20 protein-coding genes are annotated in these 16,908 nt (G+C 69.7%); 6 read left to right on the top strand and 14 right to left on the bottom strand.

Annotated elements, in window-relative coordinates:
- Positions 1–12 precede the first annotated feature (12 nt).
- Positions 13–672, bottom strand: a complete 660-nt coding sequence (gene nucS, locus ACN28G_RS20375; RefSeq protein ID WP_091447204.1) for an endonuclease NucS — start codon at positions 670–672, stop codon at positions 13–15.
- A 71-nt stretch (positions 673–743) separates the two neighbouring features.
- Between nucS and ACN28G_RS20380 the strand changes: the two genes are divergently transcribed.
- The 5 genes from ACN28G_RS20380 to ACN28G_RS20400 all read left to right on the top strand — a co-directional run bounded on the left by ACN28G_RS20380 (position 744) and on the right by ACN28G_RS20400 (position 4,741).
- A complete protein-coding gene (locus tag ACN28G_RS20380; protein ID WP_421480135.1) occupies positions 744–1,361 on the top strand; it encodes a DUF4126 domain-containing protein in 618 nt (205 codons plus the stop codon).
- A gap of 66 nt (positions 1,362–1,427) precedes the next feature.
- Complete coding sequence (locus tag ACN28G_RS20385) at positions 1,428–2,342, top strand: polysaccharide deacetylase family protein (RefSeq protein ID WP_421480136.1); 915 nt, start codon at positions 1,428–1,430, stop codon at positions 2,340–2,342.
- Between the two features lie 98 nt (positions 2,343–2,440).
- Complete coding sequence (locus ACN28G_RS20390) at positions 2,441–2,737, top strand: DUF1540 domain-containing protein (protein ID WP_421480137.1); 297 nt, start codon at positions 2,441–2,443, stop codon at positions 2,735–2,737.
- 313 nt (positions 2,738–3,050) lie between these two features.
- Complete coding sequence (locus ACN28G_RS20395; protein WP_421480138.1) at positions 3,051–3,899, top strand: ABC transporter ATP-binding protein; 849 nt, start codon at positions 3,051–3,053, stop codon at positions 3,897–3,899.
- A 5-nt stretch (positions 3,900–3,904) separates the two neighbouring features.
- A complete protein-coding gene (locus ACN28G_RS20400; protein WP_091442962.1) occupies positions 3,905–4,741 on the top strand; it encodes an ABC transporter permease in 837 nt (278 codons plus the stop codon).
- Between the two features lie 6 nt (positions 4,742–4,747).
- On the opposite strand, the gene ACN28G_RS20405 is transcribed toward ACN28G_RS20400, so the two are convergent.
- Together ACN28G_RS20405 and murA are read right to left on the bottom strand one after the other, a co-directional pair.
- Complete coding sequence (locus tag ACN28G_RS20405) at positions 4,748–5,596, bottom strand: 3-hydroxyacyl-CoA dehydrogenase family protein (RefSeq protein WP_421480139.1); 849 nt, start codon at positions 5,594–5,596, stop codon at positions 4,748–4,750.
- Between the two features lie 93 nt (positions 5,597–5,689).
- Positions 5,690–7,132: a UDP-N-acetylglucosamine 1-carboxyvinyltransferase gene (gene murA / locus ACN28G_RS20410; RefSeq protein WP_091442968.1), complete on the bottom strand. Its 1,443-nt coding sequence runs from the start codon at positions 7,130–7,132 to the stop codon at positions 5,690–5,692.
- On the opposite strand from murA, the gene ACN28G_RS20415 reads away from it, so the two are divergent.
- The gene (locus ACN28G_RS20415; RefSeq protein WP_091442971.1) at positions 7,131–7,703 is read left to right on the top strand and encodes a cob(I)yrinic acid a,c-diamide adenosyltransferase; all 573 of its coding nucleotides are present in this window, start codon (positions 7,131–7,133) and stop codon (positions 7,701–7,703) included. The two genes, murA and ACN28G_RS20415, sit on opposite strands and share 2 nt — an antisense overlap.
- Positions 7,704–7,785: 82 nt before the next feature.
- Here the strand turns inward: ACN28G_RS20415 and ACN28G_RS20420 are convergent, their stop codons facing one another.
- From ACN28G_RS20420 to ACN28G_RS20470, 11 genes are all read right to left on the bottom strand, one after another.
- Positions 7,786–8,241 (bottom strand): DUF2550 domain-containing protein, encoded by a 456-nt coding sequence (locus ACN28G_RS20420; protein ID WP_091442974.1) that lies wholly within the window; start codon positions 8,239–8,241, stop codon positions 7,786–7,788.
- Between the two features lie 11 nt (positions 8,242–8,252).
- Positions 8,253–8,537 (bottom strand): F0F1 ATP synthase subunit epsilon, encoded by a 285-nt coding sequence (locus ACN28G_RS20425; RefSeq protein ID WP_091442977.1) that lies wholly within the window; start codon positions 8,535–8,537, stop codon positions 8,253–8,255.
- A 93-nt stretch (positions 8,538–8,630) separates the two neighbouring features.
- Positions 8,631–9,767 carry an LCP family protein gene (locus tag ACN28G_RS20430; RefSeq protein WP_091447210.1) on the bottom strand — a complete coding sequence of 379 codons (1,137 nt, stop codon included), beginning with the start codon at positions 9,765–9,767 and terminating at the stop codon, positions 8,631–8,633.
- A 234-nt stretch (positions 9,768–10,001) separates the two neighbouring features.
- The gene (gene atpD, locus ACN28G_RS20435; RefSeq protein WP_091442980.1) at positions 10,002–11,456 is read right to left on the bottom strand and encodes a F0F1 ATP synthase subunit beta; all 1,455 of its coding nucleotides are present in this window, start codon (positions 11,454–11,456) and stop codon (positions 10,002–10,004) included.
- Positions 11,456–12,394: a F0F1 ATP synthase subunit gamma gene (locus tag ACN28G_RS20440; protein WP_091442983.1), complete on the bottom strand. Its 939-nt coding sequence runs from the start codon at positions 12,392–12,394 to the stop codon at positions 11,456–11,458. Before ACN28G_RS20440 ends, atpD begins: the two co-directional genes overlap by 1 nt.
- Before the next feature lie 9 nt (positions 12,395–12,403).
- Complete coding sequence (gene atpA / locus ACN28G_RS20445; protein ID WP_091442986.1) at positions 12,404–14,047, bottom strand: F0F1 ATP synthase subunit alpha; 1,644 nt, start codon at positions 14,045–14,047, stop codon at positions 12,404–12,406.
- A 93-nt stretch (positions 14,048–14,140) separates the two neighbouring features.
- The gene (locus tag ACN28G_RS20450; RefSeq protein ID WP_421480140.1) at positions 14,141–14,962 is read right to left on the bottom strand and encodes a F0F1 ATP synthase subunit delta; all 822 of its coding nucleotides are present in this window, start codon (positions 14,960–14,962) and stop codon (positions 14,141–14,143) included.
- Positions 14,962–15,492, bottom strand: a complete 531-nt coding sequence (locus tag ACN28G_RS20455; RefSeq protein WP_091442993.1) for a F0F1 ATP synthase subunit B — start codon at positions 15,490–15,492, stop codon at positions 14,962–14,964. Before ACN28G_RS20455 ends, ACN28G_RS20450 begins: the two co-directional genes overlap by 1 nt.
- A gap of 29 nt (positions 15,493–15,521) precedes the next feature.
- On the bottom strand, positions 15,522–15,746 hold the full coding sequence (atpE, locus tag ACN28G_RS20460) for an ATP synthase F0 subunit C (RefSeq protein WP_067362325.1): 225 nt from the start codon (positions 15,744–15,746) through the stop codon (positions 15,522–15,524).
- Between the two features lie 92 nt (positions 15,747–15,838).
- Positions 15,839–16,660, bottom strand: a complete 822-nt coding sequence (atpB, locus tag ACN28G_RS20465) for a F0F1 ATP synthase subunit A (RefSeq protein WP_091442996.1) — start codon at positions 16,658–16,660, stop codon at positions 15,839–15,841.
- 1 nt (position 16,661) lies between these two features.
- The gene (locus tag ACN28G_RS20470) at positions 16,662–16,883 is read right to left on the bottom strand and encodes a hypothetical protein (RefSeq protein WP_091442999.1); all 222 of its coding nucleotides are present in this window, start codon (positions 16,881–16,883) and stop codon (positions 16,662–16,664) included.
- Positions 16,884–16,908: the final 25 nt, after the last annotated feature.

Here is a 16,908-nt window from a genome sequence, read left to right on the forward strand (position 1 = left end):
ACCTGAGGCGGCTCAGAACAGGGTGAGCTCGTCGCGCTCGATGCCTCGCAGCCGGTCGTAGTCGACCACCACGCAGCGGATACCCCGGTCGGCGGCGAGCACCCGGGCCTGCGGTTTGATCTCCTGGGCGACGAACAAGCCACTGACCGGTGCCAGTAGCGGATCGCGGTTCATCAGTTCGAGGTAGCGGGTGAGCTGCTCCACCCCGTCGATCTCGCCGCGCCGCTTCACCTCGACCGCGACCGCGCCCTGGGCGGCGTCCCGGCACAGCAGGTCGACCGGCCCGATGGCGGTCATGTACTCCCGACGTACCAGCGTGAAGCCCTCCCCGAGGGCTGCCGGGTTGGCGGCGAGCAACTCCTGCAGGTGCGCCTCCACACCGTCCTTGCGCAGCCCAGGATCGACGCCCAACTCGTACGAGGTGTCCTGGAAGATCTCCTCCAGGGTGATCCGCAGTTCCTCGCCGGCCTTGTTCACCACCCGCCAGACCCCGGGCGCCTCCTCCAGCCGGCACGGCGGGCTCATCCAGTTGAGCGGCTTGTAGGCCCGGTCGTCGGCGTGGATCGACACCGACCCGTCGGCCTTCACCATCAACAACCGGGTGGCCGTCGGCAGGTGAGCCGAGAGCCGTCCGACATAGTCCACCGAGCACTTCGCAATCACCAACCGCACCCGAGGAGGGTAGCCCAGTCCCGACCGGTCGCCGACGAGCGGCACTGGCGCGCCGGTGCCATGCTGAGACGGTGCTCGAAGTTCTGACCGGCTCCGGTCTCGCCGCCTCGGCGGGCCTCAACGCCTACATCCCCCTGCTCGTGATGGGGCTGCTGGCCCGCTACACCGACGTGATCCAGCTGCCGAACGGCTGGCAGTGGCTCGGCAACGGCTGGGTCGTGGCGATCCTCGTGGTCCTGCTGGTCGTGGAGTTCGTCGCCGACAAGGTGCCGGTGGTCGACCACGTCAACGACGTGGTGCAGACCGTGGTCCGGCCGACCGCCGGTGGGCTGGCCTTCGGTGCCGGCGCCGGCTCCGAGACGGTCACCGTCGCCGATCCGGAGTCGTTCTTCGCCGGCAACGAGTGGGTACCGGTCGTCGTCGGCGTGCTCATCGCCCTCGGCGTACACCTGCTCAAGTCCGCCGCCCGGCCGCTGATCAACGCGACCACCGCCGGGGTCGGCGCGCCGGTGGCGAGCACCGCCGAGGACGCCACCAGCGTGCTCGTGTCGCTGGTCGCGATCCTGCTGCCCGTACTGGTGCTGTTGTTCCTGGTCGGTCTGGTGTTCTTCGCCTTCTGGTTCGTCCGTCGCCGCGCCCTCCGTCGACGCGAACGGCGGGCGGTCCGCGCCGGGGGCGCGGGCCGCTGACCCCGGGGCAGCGCCGGGGGCGGAGCGGGGCAGCGCCGGAGGTGGGCGCGCTGGCATCATCTCCCGGTGTCTGTGAAGAAGTCCCACCTTTCCGTCGGCGCGGTCGTCGCCCTCGTGGCCGGCATCACCCTGCTGGCCGTCAGCGCGTCCCCGACCCGGAAGGCCGCGGACGCCGACTTCGTCGTACCGTCGACCGGGCAGGTCAGCCCGGCCGGCACCGCCCGCCCACCGACCGCCGGCGCCACACCATCGGCTGCGGACCGGGACGCCGCGGCACCGGGCGCGACCCGGGTGGGCAGCCGACCGCCGGTGGTCGACCACGGGCCACGCTCGGGCAACCTGGTCGCGCTCACCTTCGACGCCGACATGACCGACGCGATGCGGTACCAGTTGCGTACGGGCGCGGCGAAGTCGTACGCCAACATCAAGATCATTGACCTGCTGGAACGGGAGCAGGTGCCGGCCACCTTCTTCCTCACCGGCAAGTGGGTCGAGCAGTACCCGAAGGTGACCCGGCGGCTGGCCGACAACCCCCGGTTCGAGTTGGCCAACCACACGTACGGCCACCACGCGTTCGTGCGGGACTGTTACCAGCTTCCGCACCTGCCGGCCCGGGAGCTGACCGCCGACGCGGGCCGCACCTTCGAGGTCGTCGCGCCGTACGGTGGCCGGCAGACCCGGTACTTCCGCTTTCCCGGCCTCTGTCACGACAAGGCCGCGCTGGACGCCCTGGCGCCACTGGGCGTCACCGTGGTCGACGGCGACGTGATCAGTGGAGACCCGTTCGCGACGGCCTGGCGTCCGATCGTCCGCGCGGTCCTGGACAAGGTACGCGCCGGCTCGGTGGTCGTGCTGCACGTCACCGAGGAGAACGCACCGATGACCGACGAGGCGCTACCGCACATCCTCGCCGGCCTGGCCGAACGGGGACTCACTCCGGCCACGCTCTCCGAGGTGCTCGCCGACGACCGTACGCGGTGATCAGCTGACCGGCCGCTGACGGGTTGCCCGACTGGATACCGGGAAACCGAAAGGGACAAAAGCCTAGAATGGGACCAGCCAACTGGATGGAGCCCATCATGACCGCCTCGATCGAAATGCCCCGGGTGCAGGAATGCGTCGTCAGCTCCTGCGCCTACAACCAGACGAACGACTGCCACGCCTTCGCGATCACCATCGGCAGCAGCGACCACGCCCACTGCCACACCTTCGTCGAGCTGCCCGTGCGCGGTGGCACCGAGACGGTGCTGGCCCAGGTCGGCGCCTGCCAGCGGGCCGACTGCCAGCACAACGCCAACCTGGAATGTCACGCGCCGAACATCCGGGTCGGCCCGGACAACGACCGCGCCGACTGCATGACCTACCAGAGCCGCTGACCCGCCGACCACGCCCGTACGCGGCGCCGGACCACACACCGCCTCCGACGGCGGACCACACGCAGCCGCCACGACGGGTGTGGGGGCGAGCACCACGATGGCCCGGTTCCCGGGACGGCACGCGCCCTGCGCGACCGCGCGCTTCCCCGCGACGGCACGCGCTCCGCGCGACAGCGCGGCCCCCACGGCGGCGCGCTTCCCGGCGCGGGGGCGACCCGGGATGCGGTGTGTTAAGCAGGGGCCCCTGCTATACAAAATGCGTTAACAGGGGGCCCTTCCTTGCAGGTTGGGGGGAGGACGCACACTTGACGGCATGGATGACGAGCTCGCGATCTCCGTACGGGGGCTGCGCAAGGCGTACGGCGACAACGTCGCGGTGGCGGGGGTCGACCTCGCCGTCCGGCGCGGCGAGGTGTTCGCCCTGCTCGGCCCGAACGGCGCGGGCAAGACCACCACGGTGGAGATCCTGGAGGGCTACCGGCGACGCGACGGTGGCGAGGTGTCGGTGCTGGGCGTCGATCCCGCCCAGCCCACCCCGCAGTGGCGCAACCGGGTGGGCATCGTGCTGCAGGGCACCGGCGAGTTCGACGAGTTGACAGTCGGCGAGGTGGTCCGGCACTTCGCCGGCTTCTACCCCGACGCGGACGACCCGGACAAGGTCGTCGAGCGGGTCGGACTGACCGCCAAGCTCCGGGCCCGTACGCACACCCTCTCCGGTGGGCAGCGCCGGCGCCTGGACGTGGCGTTGGGCATCATCGGCCGGCCGGAGCTGCTCTTCCTGGACGAGCCGACCACCGGGTTCGACCCGGAGGCCCGGCGTGAGTTCTGGGAGCTGATCCGGGACCTGGCCGCCGCGGGCACCACGATCCTGCTCACCACCCACTATCTCGACGAGGCCGAGTTCCTCGCCGACCGGGTCGGGGTGATCGCCCGGGGCCGGGTGGTCGAGGTCGCCCCGCCGAGGGAGCTGGGCAACCGGCAGGCGGCGTTGGCCACGGTCTCCTGGCGTACCCCGGACGGGACGCCGCAGAGCACGCAGAGTGCGACGCCGACGGCGCTGGTGGCCGAGCTGGCCGCGCGCTTCGGCGGTGAGGTCCCCGGCCTCACCGTCACCCGGCCCACCCTGGAGGACATCTACCTGCGCATGATCGGACACGCGTGAGCGCCATGACGACGCCGGCACCCCCGGCCACCGCCACCCGCCCCCGGCGGACCAGCCCGGTCGCCCTCGCCCTGCGGCAGGGCCGGCTGGAGATCACCCAGTTCCTGCGCAGCCGGGAGTCCGTCGTGTTCACGATGGGCTTCCCGATCATCATGATCCTGATCTTCGCGTCGATCTTCAACGACGAGATCGCTCCCGGGGTCAGCTACACGCAGTACTTCATCACCGGCATGATCGCGACCGGGCTGATGACCGCGAGCTTCCAGAACCTCGGCATCTGGATCCCGGTGGAACGGGACCGCGGGGTGCTCAAGCGCTACCGGGGCACCCCGATGCCCAAGTGGGTGTACTTCGCCGGCAAGGTGATCATGGTGTTGGCGATCGGGGTGGCCGAGACCGTACTGCTGCTGGCCTTCTCGGTCGCCCTGTTCGACCTGGAGCTGCCGGGCAGCGCCGCGAAGTGGCTGACCTTCGGCTGGGTCTCGCTGCTCGGCATCACCGCCTGCACCCTCTGCGGTATCGCCATCTCGTCGCTGGCCCGGACCTCCCGCAGCGGCTCGGCGGTGGTCACCCCGGTCGCGCTGGTGCTCCAGTTCATCTCCGGGGTGTTCTTCGTCTTCACCGAGCTGCCGAGCTGGATGCAGCAGGTGGCGGCGCTCTTCCCGCTGAAGTGGATGTGCCAGGGCCTGCGCTCGGTCTTCCTGCCCGACGGCTTCGGCGGCCAGGAGCCGGGCGGCTCGTTCGAGCTGGGTCGGGTCGCCCTGGTCCTGGCCGCCTGGTGCGTCATCGGACTGGTGCTCTGCCTGACCACCTTCCGCTGGACCACCAAACGCGACGGCTGAGCCGGGTCAGTACGTGTAGAAGCCCTTGCCCGTCTTGCGGCCCAGGTCACCGGCGGTGGCCATCCGCTGGAGCAGCTCCGGCGGGAAGAACTTCTCGTCGGCGGTGTCGGCGTAGATGTTCTGCGAGGCGTGCAGCAGCACGTCCACGCCGGTCAGGTCGGTGGTGGCCAGCGGGCCCATGGCGTGGCCGAAGCCCAGCCGGCAGGCGGTGTCCAGGTCCTCGGCCGAGACCACGCCGGACTCGACAAGCTTGACCGCCTCGACGACCAGCGCCGAGATCAGCCGGGTGGTGACGAAACCGGCGATGTCCCGGTTGACCACCACCACCGTCTTGCCGATGCCCTCGGCGAACTCGCGGACGGTGGCCAGGGTCGCGTCGCTGGTCTTGTAGCCCCGGACCAGCTCGCAGAGCTGCATCATCGGCACCGGGGAGAAGAAGTGGGTGCCGACGACCGCCTCCGGCCGCTCGGTGACCGCCGCGATCTGGGTGACCGGGATGGCGGAGGTGTTGGTGGCCAGCACCGCGTCGGCCCGGCAGAGCTTGTCCAGCGCGCGGAAGACCTCGTGCTTGATCTCCAGCCGCTCGAAGACCGCCTCCACCACGATGTCGGCCTCGGCGACCGCCTCCAGGTCGGTGGTCGGGGTGATCCGGGCCAGCGTCGCCTCGACCTCGGCCGCCTCGATCCGGCCCTTCTCGGCGAACTTCGTGAGCGACCTGCGGATGCCCTCGACACCCCGCCCGGTGGCCGCGTCGTCCAGGTCGCACAACGTCACCTGCCAGCCCGCCTGCGCCGCCACCTGGGCGATCCCGGATCCCATCAGCCCGGCTCCGACGACCGCGAGTCGACCCGCCATCTGCTTCTCCCTCGCCTGTGTGGATGTCTGCCTGCACCCTAGTCGGCGAGTCCGGGCCCCGGTCGGCGAGCCTGAACGACGGTTCAGGACCGGTCAGATCTCCAGGGCGGGTTCCTCGGCGGTGCGTCCCCGCGTCACCTCGACCCCGAGCGCCCGCAGGTCGGCCACGAAGTCCGGGTACCCCCGGTCGACGTGGTGGACGTGGGAGACCTCGGTGGCCCCCTGGGCGCAGAGCCCGGCGATGATCAGGCCGGCGCCGGCCCGGATGTCGGTGGCCCGCACCGGCGCGCCGGAGAGCTGGTCGCGGCCCCGTACCACGGCGTGGTGGCCGTCGGTCTTGATGTCCGCGCCGAGCCGCATCATCTCGTTGGCGAACATGAACCGGCCGTCGAAGATGTTCTCGGTGATCAACGACGCGCCGTCGCTCACCGCCGCCAGGCCGATCGCCATCGGCAGCAGGTCGGTGGCGAACCCGGGGTACGGCAGGGTGACCACGTCCACGGCGGTGGGGCGGTCGTCCATCCGTACCCGGAAGGCGTCCGGTCGGGTCTCCACCAGGCCGCCGGCCGCGATCAGCTTGTCCAGCGCGACCTCCAGGAAGCCCGGGTCCGCGCCGGTCACGGTGACGTCGCCGCGGGTCATCGCGGCGGCGAAGGCCCAGGTGCCGGCCACGATCCGGTCGCCCACCGTGGCGTGCCGGACCGGTTTCAACCCGGGTACGCCCTCGATGTGCAGGGTCGAGGTGCCCTCCCCGGAGATCCGGGCCCCCATCCGGATCAGCATCGAGCAGATGTCCACGATCTCCGGCTCCCGGGCGGCGTTGTCGATCACGGTGCTGCCCTCGGCCAGCACCGCCGCCATGACCAGGTTCTCGGTGGCCCCGACGCTGGGGAAGTCGAGCATGATCTCCGCCCCGCGCAGGCCGTCCGGGGCGGAGGCGATGACGAAGCCGTGCTCGCCGGAGATCTCCGCGCCCATCCGGGTCAACCCGGCGATGTGCATGTCCAGCCCCCGGGAGCCGATCGCGTCGCCGCCGGGGTGGGCCACCCGGACGTGTCCCCGGCGGGCCAGCAGCGGCCCGAGTACGCAGATCGACGCGCGCAGCCGGCGTACCAGGTCGTAGTCGGCCTCCACCCCCGGCTCCTCCGGCACCTCGATGGTTACCGAGCGGGACCGCGCGACCCCGCCTCCCGCCACCATCGGGTCGACCGGGTCGTCGGCGTCGAACCGGACCTCGCAGCCGAGCCGGCGCAGCACCTCACCCATGATGGCGATGTCGGTGATCCGGGGAACGTTGGTGATCATGCTGCGTCCGGGCGCGAGCAACGCGGCGGCCATCAGCTTGAGCGCCGAGTTCTTCGCACCGACGACGTGCACCGTGCCGGTGAGCCGGGCCTGTCCGTCCACCCGGATCACGTCCACGCCGTTGACCGCCGGGTCACCGGCGTCACCGGGGCCCACCCCGGCCGGCCAGGCGGTGGCCGGATCAGGCCGGGTCGGGATGGTCAGGTCGGGAATCCGTAGGCTGTGCGTCATGGCCGTCCACCTCACGCGCATCTACACCAGGGCCGGCGACGCCGGCATGACCAGGTTGAGCAACAACGAGCAGGTAGCGAAGACCGATCCACGCATCACCGCGTACGCGGATGTCGACGAGTGCAACGCCGCGATCGGCGTGGCCCTCGCCCTGGGGCAGCTCGACGACGAACTGCGGGCGGTGCTGGGCGCCATCCAGAACGACCTGTTCGACGTCGGCGCCGACCTGTCCACCCCGGTCGAGCCCGAGCCGAAGTACCCGCCGCTGCGGGTGACCGAGGAGTACGTGGAGCGCCTCGAGGGGTGGTGCGACGAGTACAACGCACGCCTGAGCAAGCTCGACTCCTTCATCCTCCCCGGCGGCACCGCTGGCGCGGCGCTGCTGCACGTGGCACGGACGATCGCCCGACGGGCCGAGCGGGCGGCGTGGGCCCTGGTCGCGCACGACCCGGACCGGACCGCCACCCTCCCGGCAAAGTATCTCAACCGCCTTGCCGACCTGCTCTTCATCCTGTCAAGGACGGCAAATCCGGCGGGAGATGTGCTATGGGTGCCCGGCGGTAAGCGCTGAGCCCACCGCGCGGGGGCGCTTCAGCGCCCCCGCGGCGGCGCTCGGATTCACTGCGCGCCCCCCGGCGACGGCGGGGGGGTGCTCAGGCGGCCGGCCAGTCCTGGGAGGCGAAACGCGACGAGACCGGCCCCGGTGGGGCGGCCTCGAGCCAGGAGAGGAAACCGGTGACCGTGGAGCGCGCCATGGCGATCTCGACCGGGGCGTCACGACTGGCACATCGCAGGATCACCCAGTCGGCGGGCATGGAGAGCCGTTCCTGCCCCTCGGGCAGTCGTCGTCGCTCGACGATCAGGTCCTTACGGGCCAGCACCCGCTTGGGTCGCACGGCGAGACTGAACATCCGGTACCACCGAAGCTCGTCGCCGGCGAAGCGCCCGAAACCGGGCGACCAGCCGCGGCCGTCGAGCATGGTGTTGACCCGGACGCTCAGCCGGATGATCCCACCGCTGCGGGTGACCAGCGCCCGCCGGCCGAAGAGGATGAGGACCGCACCGAGCAGCGCGGCGACGCCGATGCCGATGCCCTCCACGACCTCCATCGGCGGCGTGGTCAGCGACTCTGCGCGGCAGCGGCCGGGGTGGCGCTCTCGGCCAGTACGGTGACGCCCGATTCGTCCACGGAGAGGAACCCGCCGGCCACGTCGTAGGTGATCTGCTCACCACCGGCGAGCTTGATCCGGACCTGGCCGGGCTCGGCGAGCTGGCCGAGCAGCGGCGCGTGCCCCGGCAGCACCCCGAGGTCACCCTCGGTGGTCCGGGCGACGAGCATCTCGGCCTCGCCGGACCAGACCTTCTCCTCGACGGCTACGAGGCGGACCTGAAGCTGCTTTGCCACGCTGTCTCCTTGCTGCGGCGGGCGGGATGGGAAAAGTCTAGTCGCGCTACCGGCCGGCTCCGAACGCGGGTGGTGGGAGCCACGCCGAGGTCGCTACGACTTGTTACGGAAATCGGGATGTTCGAGCAGGAACGCGTCGACCGTCCCGTTCTGCAGGGACCGGAAGAAGTCCTGCGCCTCCGGCACCAACCGTTCGCCCTGGTAGTTGCTGCCGGTGCCGATGTTCTCCCCCGGCAGTTTGATCATGTTGATCGCGTCGGGCCTGACGTCCTTGAGCGCGAAGGCGAAGTCCGCCACCGTGTGCCCCCGGCCGTTGAAGACCAGCGACTGACCCGCGGCCCGCAGCACCTTGTCCAGCTTGATGGGGTTGGTCGCCACGTCGGAGCTGAACGCCTGGCTCGCCATCGCCTTGACGAACTGCTGCTGGTGCCGCTGGCGGCCGTAGTCGCCGTCCGGGACCCCGTTCTTCGGGTAGCGCTGCCGGACGTAGTCCAGCGCCTGCCAACCCTCCAGGTGCTGGGTGCCCTTCTCGTACACCGCCTGCGGACCGATGTAACCGGGGCCGTTCGGGTTGCCCTTGCGGTGCTTGCCGTTCGGCTCGCGATGCTCGGAGGTGACCCGCCGCTCGATCTTCATCGTGACGCCGCCCATCGCGTCCACGATCTTGCGGAAGCCGGAGAAGTTGATGATCGCGCCAGCGTCGAACCGCTTGATCCCGGTGACCTGCTGGACGGTGGTGGCAAGCAGTTCGAAGCCGCGTTCGGTGCTGGGGTTCTGCCCGGGGACCATGCTGCCGTGCGACATCGCGCCGTTGAGCTTGCCCCGCCCACCCGGGTACTCGGCCTTGCTGAACCGCGGGATCTCCACGTACAGGTCGCGGGGCATCGAGAAGAGGTACGCCCGGTCCAGCTCGGCCGGAATGTGCAGCACCATGATCGAGTCGGCGAGCGGAGGCGTCTCCGGCTCGCGCGGGTCGATCCCGACCAGCAGGATGTTCAGCGGACCCTTGATGTCGCTCTTGCGCTGCGCACCGGCCGCCTGGTCGCCGAAGAGGTCGCCCTTGCCGACCGCACCCTCGTAGCGGGCCATCAGCGCCTCGGCCCCGACCAGGGTGGTGCCGCTGAGCGTCATCAGGGCGATGCCGAAGATCGTGCAGAGCTGGGCCCAGCGGGGCACTCCCGTCCAGATGGACCGTTTGCCACCGCGCTTGCCGCCCTTGGCCACGAGCATCTCCTTCGCCACGCCCGTGGGGAGGACAGGCGTCGGCACTGTGTCGTTGCGTGGATCGTGTCAGTTGCACGGGTCAACGCCCGTCTTTCGACGGGCGTTGCGAGTCGACGGTACCTCGCGGGACGCGAAACGTCCCGTCGGGAAACCCGACCCCGGCGATGATAGGGGCTGAAGATGAACGGGGGCCGTTCCGGTGACAGAACCGGAACAGCCCCCCTCGGGTACGGGCCCGAGTCAGCTCTTCATCAGCTCCTGCGCCTTGCGCTCCAGGTCCTCCAGACCGCCGCACATGAAGAAGGCCTGCTCGGGGAAGTGGTCGTACTCCCCCTCGCTGATCTTCTTGAAGGCCTCGATGGTCTCCTTGATCGAGACCGTCGAGCCCGGTACGCCGGTGAACTGCTCGGCGGCGTAGGTGTTCTGCGACAGGAAGCGCTCGATCCGCCGGGCGCGCTGCACGGTGATCTTGTCTTCCTCGGAGAGCTCCTCGATACCGAGGATGGCGATGATGTCCTGCAGGTCCTTGTACTTCTGCAGGATCCGCTTGACCTCGGTGGCCACCTCGAAGTGCTCCTGGCCGACGAACTCCGGGGCGAGGATCCGGGACGAGGACGCCAGCGGGTCCACCGCCGGGTAGATGCCCTTGTCGGAGATCGACCGCTCCAGGTTGGTGGTCGCGTCCAGGTGGGCGAAGGTGGTCGCCGGCGCCGGGTCGGTGTAGTCGTCCGCCGGCACGTAGATCGCCTGCAGCGAGGTGATGGCCTGGCCCCGCACGGAGGTGATCCGCTCCTGCAGCTCGCCCATCTCGTCGGCCAGGGTCGGCTGGTAACCCACCGCGCTCGGCATCCGGCCGAGCAGGGTGGAGACCTCGGAACCGGCCTGGGTGAAGCGGAAGATGTTGTCGATGAAGAGCAGCACCTCCTGCTTCTTGACGTCGCGGAAGTACTCCGCCATGGTCAGCGCGGAGAGGGCGACCCGCAGCCGGGTGCCCGGCGGCTCGTCCATCTGGCCGTAGACCAGCGCGGTCTTGTCGATGACGCCGGACTCGGTCATCTCGGCGATGAGGTCGTTGCCCTCACGGGTCCGCTCCCCCACCCCGGCGAAGACCGAGGTACCACCGAAGTTCCGGGCCACCCGGGTGATCATCTCCTGGATGAGCACCGTCTTGCCCACGCCCGCGCCGCCGAACAGACCGATCTTGCCGCCCTTGACGTACGGGGCGAGCAGGTCGATGACCTTGATGCCGGTCTCCAGCATCTCGGTCTTCGGCTCCAGGTCCGCGAAGGCCGGCGCCTTGCGGTGGATGCCCCAGTGGTCGTCCGGGCTGAGCGTCTCACCCTCGGTGAGGTTGAGGCACTCGCCGATGGCGTTGAAGACGTGGCCCTTGACCGTGTCACCCACCGGCACGGTGATCGGCGAACCGGTGTCGCGCACCTCGGCACCCCGGACCAGGCCGTCGGTCGGCTGCATCGAGATGGCGCGGACCAGGTTGTCACCCAGGTGCTGGGCGACCTCCAGGGTCAGGGTCTTCTCTCCGCCGGAGAGGGTCACGTCGACGTGCAGGGCGTTGAACAGGGGCGGCATGACGTCGCGCGGGAACTCGGCGTCGACGACCGGGCCGATGACCCGGACCACGCGACCGGTGGCCGTCCTGGTCTCTGCTGGTCCCCCAGCAACTGCGGATACAGTCATCACACTTCACTTCCCGACGCGGCCAGCGCGTTCGCGCCGCCGACGATCTCGCTGATCTCCTGGGTGATCCCGGCCTGGCGAGCCGAGTTCATCTCACGCGTGTACTTCTCGATCATCTCTTCGGCGTTGTCGGTGGCGCTCTTCATCGCCCGCCGCCGGGCCGCCGACTCGCTCGCCGCCGACTCCAGCAACGCCGCGTAGATCCGCGTGTTGATGTACTTCGGCAGCAGCGCGTCGAGCAACTCCTCGGCGTCCGGCTCGAAGTCGTAGTCCGGCAACTGCCCCGGTGCGGCCTCCGACCGGGGCCGCTCCTCGATCTGCATCGGGCCCAGAATCCTGGCCACCGGGGTCTGGGTCATCAGGGAGTGGAACTCGGTGTAGACGATGTGCAGCTCGTCCACGCCGTGCACCCCGTCCTCGCCGGGCCCACCGTCGAGGTCGTCCGCACCGGCGGTGAACGCCTTGATCAGCGTCTCCCCCACGGTCCGGGCGTCGTTGAAGGTCGGCTGCTCGGAGAAGCCGGTCCAGTTCGCCTCGATCGGCCGGTCCCGGAACCGGAAGAACCCGACCCCCTTGCGTCCGATGACGTAGAGCAGCGGCTCCTTGCCCTCGTCGCGCAGCCGGGTCATCAGCGACTCGGCGGTCCGGATCGCGTTGGAGCTGTACCCGCCGGCCAGCCCCCGGTCCGCGGTGACCAGCAGCACGCCGACCCGGCGCACCTTCGGCCGCGGGGTGAGCAGCGGGTGGTCGAGCTGCGCACTGGACGCCAGCGCGGAGAGCACGCCGGTGATGGCCCGGGAGTACGGCAGGGAGGCCTCCACCCGGGCCTGGGCCTTGGCGATCCGGCTCGTCGCCACGAGCTCCATCGCCTTGGTGATCTTCTTCATCCCCTTCGCCGACCGGATCCGTTGACGAAGAACGCGTACCTGCGCGGCCATCTCCCGGCCCTACTGCTTCTGGGCCGGCGGGCCGCTGTAGCGGGTGACCGTCTCGCGGTCCTGCTCACCCTCCAGCGGCGCGGCCGGGGCCTCGTTGATCCGGCGCTCGTCGGCCTGGCCGAGGAAGAGCTGCTTGAACTCGCCGATCGCGGTCTCCAGCGTGCCGGTGATGTCGTCGTTCCAGGTGTTGTCGGCGATCCCGGCAAGCGCACCCTCGTGCTTGTGCCGGAGGTACTGCAGGAACTCCGACTCGAAGCGACGGACCTCGCCGACCGGGATGTCGTCGAGCTTGCCCTCGACGCCGGCCCAGACCGAGACGGTCTGCTCCTGCACCGGGTAGGGCGAGTAGTTCGGCTGCTTGAGCAGCTCGACCAGGCGCGAACCGCGCTCCAGCTGGGCCCGGGAGGCCTTGTCCAGGTCGGAGGCGAAGGCGGCGAACGCCTCCAGCTCGCGGTACTGGGCCAGGTTCAGCCGCAGCGAACCGGAGACCTTCTTCATCGGCTTCATCTGGGCGGCGCCACCGACCCGGGAGACCGAGGTACCGACGTTGATGGCCGGCCGGACGCCCTGGTTGAACAGGTCGGTCTCCAGGAAGATCTGGCCGTCGGTGATCGAGATGACGTTGGTCGGGATGAAGGCCGAGATGTCGTTGGCCTTCGTCTCGATGATCGGCAGCCCGGTCATCGACCCGCCACCCAGCTCGTCGGAGAGCTTCGCGCAGCGCTCCAGCAGGCGGGAGTGCAGGTAGAAGACGTCACCCGGGTACGCCTCACGGCCCGGCGGACGACGCAGCAGCAGCGACACGGCCCGGTACGCCTCGGCCTGCTTGCTCAGGTCGTCGAAGACGATCAGGACGTGCTTGCCGCCGTACATCCAGTGCTGCCCGATGGACGAGCCGGTGTACGGGGCGAGGTACTTGAAGCCGGCCGGGTCGGACGCCGGGGAGGCGACGATGGTGGTGTACTCCATCGCGCCCGCCTCCTCCAGGATGCCCTTGATCGAGGCGATCGTGGAGGCCTTCTGCCCGATGGCCACGTAGATGCAGCGGACCTGCTTCTTCGGGTCGCCGGAGCGCCAGTTGTCCCGCTGGTTGAGGATGGTGTCCAGGGCGACCGTGGTCTTGCCGGTCTTCCGGTCACCGATGATCAGCTGCCGCTGGCCCCGACCGATCGGGGTCATCGCGTCGATCGCCTTGATACCGGTCTGCAGCGGCTCGTCGACGGACTGCCGGGCCATCACGTTCGGGGCCTGCAGCTCCAGCTCGCGGAAGCCCTCGTTGGCGATGTCACCGAGCCCGTCGATCGACTGGCCGAGCGCGTTGACCACGCGGCCGAGGAAGGCGTCACCGACGGGTACGGAGAGCACCCGGCCGGTGCGCTTGACGCGCTGGCCCTCTTCGAGCTTGGCGGAGTCACCGAGAACGACGACGCCGATCTCCCGGACGTCGAGGTTCAGCGCCACGCCGAGCGTGCCGTCCTCGAACTCCAGGAGCTCGTTGGTCATGGTCGAGGGCAGGCCCTCGACGTGGGCGATACCGTCACCGGTGTCGGCGACGGTGCCGACCTCCTCGCGGGAGACGTCGGGCGAGTAGGAGGAGACGTAGCGCTCCAGGGCGCCGCGGATCTCCTCCGTCGAGATGGTCAGCTCGGCCATCCTCTGCTTCCTTAAGTATCAGGGGCCCGGGATACCTAGTACCGACCGGTCCGAATGGCGTCTGTCATTCAGGGCGCTGTGCGGCAGTGCCGGTCAGCGCCTCGTGAGCGCGTTACGGGTCTCGTTCAGGCGACGCAGGACGGTGCCGTCGTAGAGGTCCGGGCCGACCTGGACGCTGACCCCGCCGAGCACGGCCGGATCGATCATCTGCTTCACGTCGACCTGCCGACCGTATATCTCCGACAGGCGGGTGCCCAGTCGGCGTTCCTCCTCGTCACCCAGTGGGGCGGCCACCGTCACGTACGCGACCTGCCGGTCACGCCGATCGGCGGCGAGCTCCACCAGCCGGGTGAGCGCCCCGTGCAGGGACCGCCCACCGAACCCGGAGAGCGCCACCTCGGCCAGGGCGACCGTGGCCGGCCGCGCCTTGCCGGTGAGCAGGTCCCGGACCAGCTCGGTGCGCTGGGCGACCGGCGCGATCGGGTCGGTCAGCAGGTTCGACAGCTGCGGCTGCGCGTCGACCAGTTGACCGAACCGGAACAGCTCGTCCTCGACCTCGCTGAGGTCCCCGGCGGCCTCGGCGCCGGCCAGCAGCGCCTCCACCCCGAGCCGCTCGGCACCGTCGAGCAACTCCGACGGCACCGACCAACGGCCGGAGACCAGGGTGCCGAGCAGGTCGAGCGCGGACTCGCCGACCCGACCCCGCAGCATGTCACCGAGCAGCGCCGACCGGTCCGCACCGGAGCGGGCCGAGTCGGCAAGCGTCCGGCGCAGCCGGGGCTCCCGACGCAGCAGCCCGGCCACCGCGAGCAGGTCGCTGGCGGTGTCGGCCACGGCCGCGGGCTGGGCGCCCCGGACGTAGGCGTCGAGCCGCTCGGCCGCGAGCTTGTACGACTCCCGGCTGGCCGCCTGCATCAGCGGGCCCCCGTGCTCTCGAGGCCGTTGAGGAACCGGTCGACGGTGCCCTTGCGACGCGCCTCGTCGGCCAGCGACTCACCGACGATCTTGCCGGCCAGGTCCACCGCGAGGGTGCCGACCTCGGCCCGCAGCTCGCTGACGATGGCACTGCGCTCGGCCACCAGCTGTTCCTTGCCGGCCGCGATGATGCGGTCGGACTCCTCCCGTGCCTTGGCCAGGACGTCCTTGCGGATCCCCTCGGCGTCGGCCCGGGCGTCGTCCCGGATCCGGGCGGCATCGGTCCGCGCCTCGGCCAGCTGCGCGCGGTACTGCTCGAGCAGCTGGTTCGCCTCGGCCTGAGCCGCCTCGGCGCGCTTGATGCCACCCTCGATCGCGTCGACCCGCGCCTGGTACATCGACTCCATGCGCGGCATGACGAACTTCAGCAGGACGAAGCAGAGCAGAGCGAAGGAGATCGACCCGATGACGATCTCCTGCCAGATCGGCACGAGCGGGTGGTGCTCCACGCCTTCGGCGGCGATGAACATGTCGGACCTCCCGGTCTGAGGGCGGACGGTCAGCTGACGGCGAAGGCGAGCACCAGGCCGAACAGCGCGAGCGCCTCGACCAGGGCGAAGCCCAGGACCAGCCAGGTCCGGTTGTAACCGGCGGACTCCGGCTGACGGGCGCTGGAGTTGATGTACGCCACGAAGATCAGTGCCACACCGATCGCGGGGCCGACAGCGGCGAGGCCGTAGCCGATGGTGTTGACGTTACCGTTGATGGCGGCGAGAACGTCCATTGCGGGAATTCCTCCTAGTTCACGCGTGAGGGCTCACGCGTACGCGGTCGGTACCAGAAGCTTGGTCGGGCCGGACGGCCCACCGAGCCGGATCAGTGCTCGTCGGCCAGCGACGACCCGATGTAGTTGGCGCTCAGGGTCACGAAGACGTACGCCTGCAGAAGGGAGACCAGGACCTCGAAGAAGGCCATCACGATCGCCATCAGGAAGGCGAACACCGAGGTCGCCTGAACGAGGATGTTGTCCGAGGCCAGCAGCACGAAACCGCCGACGGTGAAGACCAGCAGGATCAGGTGGCCGGCGAACATGTTGGCGAAGAGTCGCACCGCCAGGGTGACCGGCCGGTTGATGAACGTCTGCAGGAACTCGATCGGGATCAGCAGGAAGTGCATCGGCCACGGCACGCCCGGGATGATCAGGCTCTGCTTGAGGTAGCGGCCCAGACCGTGCTTACGGACCCCGATGTAGATGTACATGATGTAGGTGATCGCCGCGAGCACGATCGGGAAGGCGATGTGCGAGTTCGGCGAGATCTGCAGCAGCGGGGTGACCCCGAAGAGGTTGGTCAACGCGATGAAGCAGAAGAGCACCGTGAAGTAGGGCGCGAAGCGGATGCCCTCCTTGCCCATCTGCTCCCGGGCGATGTTGTCGCGCACCAGGCCGTAGATCGACTCGGCCATCCACTGGCCCTTGGTCGGGACCAGCTTGGGGCTGCGGTAGGTGACCATGAAGAAGATGATCAGCAGCGCCACGGCCAGCCAGACCATGATGCCGAACTTGGTCACCCAGGGGCCGGCCAGCTCCGGCGGGTAGAAGTCCCCGACACTGGGCGGCCAGGGTAGGCCCTCGGCTGCAAGCAGCTTCTCACTCACCGTGTCTTCCTCCGCACTCGACAGACCCGCACGTGCCGGCATTTCAAGCACTGAGCCTCTTCATGATCAGGTAGATCGCTCCGGCTGCGCCGAGCATCATGCCGGCGGCGACCCCGAGACCGGACGGCAGACCGAGGAAGCGCTCCGCCAACCACCCGAGAAACCCCCACGACAGAATCCCGGCGAGCAGGTAACCGACCACGGCACCGGCCACGCCTTCCGACGAGTGCTCATCGGACTTTCTGGAATGAAGGTCGTCGCCCATGACGAGGCGAACGATATCAGCAGGA

It is taken from the genome of Micromonospora sp. WMMA1923, assembly GCF_049179195.1.
GTDB classification, from domain to species: Bacteria; Actinomycetota; Actinomycetes; order Mycobacteriales; family Micromonosporaceae; genus Micromonospora; species Micromonospora yangpuensis.

Coding starts and splice junctions, on each gene's coding strand:
- ACN28G_RS20470 (WP_091442999.1), bottom strand. CDS start 16,883: ATGGGCGACGACCTTCATTCCAGAAAGTCCGATGAGCACTCGTCGGAA.
- atpA (WP_091442986.1), bottom strand. CDS start 14,047: ATGGCCGAGCTGACCATCTCGACGGAGGAGATCCGCGGCGCCCTGGAG.
- ACN28G_RS20395 (WP_421480138.1), top strand. CDS start 3,051: ATGGATGACGAGCTCGCGATCTCCGTACGGGGGCTGCGCAAGGCGTAC.
- ACN28G_RS20440 (WP_091442983.1), bottom strand. CDS start 12,394: ATGGCCGCGCAGGTACGCGTTCTTCGTCAACGGATCCGGTCGGCGAAG.
- murA (WP_091442968.1), bottom strand. CDS start 7,132: ATGACGCACAGCCTACGGATTCCCGACCTGACCATCCCGACCCGGCCT.
- atpB (WP_091442996.1), bottom strand. CDS start 16,660: ATGCCGGCACGTGCGGGTCTGTCGAGTGCGGAGGAAGACACGGTGAGT.
- ACN28G_RS20400 (WP_091442962.1), top strand. CDS start 3,905: ATGACGACGCCGGCACCCCCGGCCACCGCCACCCGCCCCCGGCGGACC.
- ACN28G_RS20430 (WP_091447210.1), bottom strand. CDS start 9,767: ATGCTCGTGGCCAAGGGCGGCAAGCGCGGTGGCAAACGGTCCATCTGG.
- ACN28G_RS20420 (WP_091442974.1), bottom strand. CDS start 8,241: ATGGAGGTCGTGGAGGGCATCGGCATCGGCGTCGCCGCGCTGCTCGGT.
- atpE (WP_067362325.1), bottom strand. CDS start 15,746: ATGGACGTTCTCGCCGCCATCAACGGTAACGTCAACACCATCGGCTAC.
- ACN28G_RS20455 (WP_091442993.1), bottom strand. CDS start 15,492: ATGTTCATCGCCGCCGAAGGCGTGGAGCACCACCCGCTCGTGCCGATC.
- atpD (WP_091442980.1), bottom strand. CDS start 11,456: ATGACTGTATCCGCAGTTGCTGGGGGACCAGCAGAGACCAGGACGGCC.
- ACN28G_RS20405 (WP_421480139.1), bottom strand. CDS start 5,596: ATGGCGGGTCGACTCGCGGTCGTCGGAGCCGGGCTGATGGGATCCGGG.
- ACN28G_RS20415 (WP_091442971.1), top strand. CDS start 7,131: ATGGCCGTCCACCTCACGCGCATCTACACCAGGGCCGGCGACGCCGGC.
- ACN28G_RS20450 (WP_421480140.1), bottom strand. CDS start 14,962: ATGCAGGCGGCCAGCCGGGAGTCGTACAAGCTCGCGGCCGAGCGGCTC.
- ACN28G_RS20390 (WP_421480137.1), top strand. CDS start 2,441: ATGACCGCCTCGATCGAAATGCCCCGGGTGCAGGAATGCGTCGTCAGC.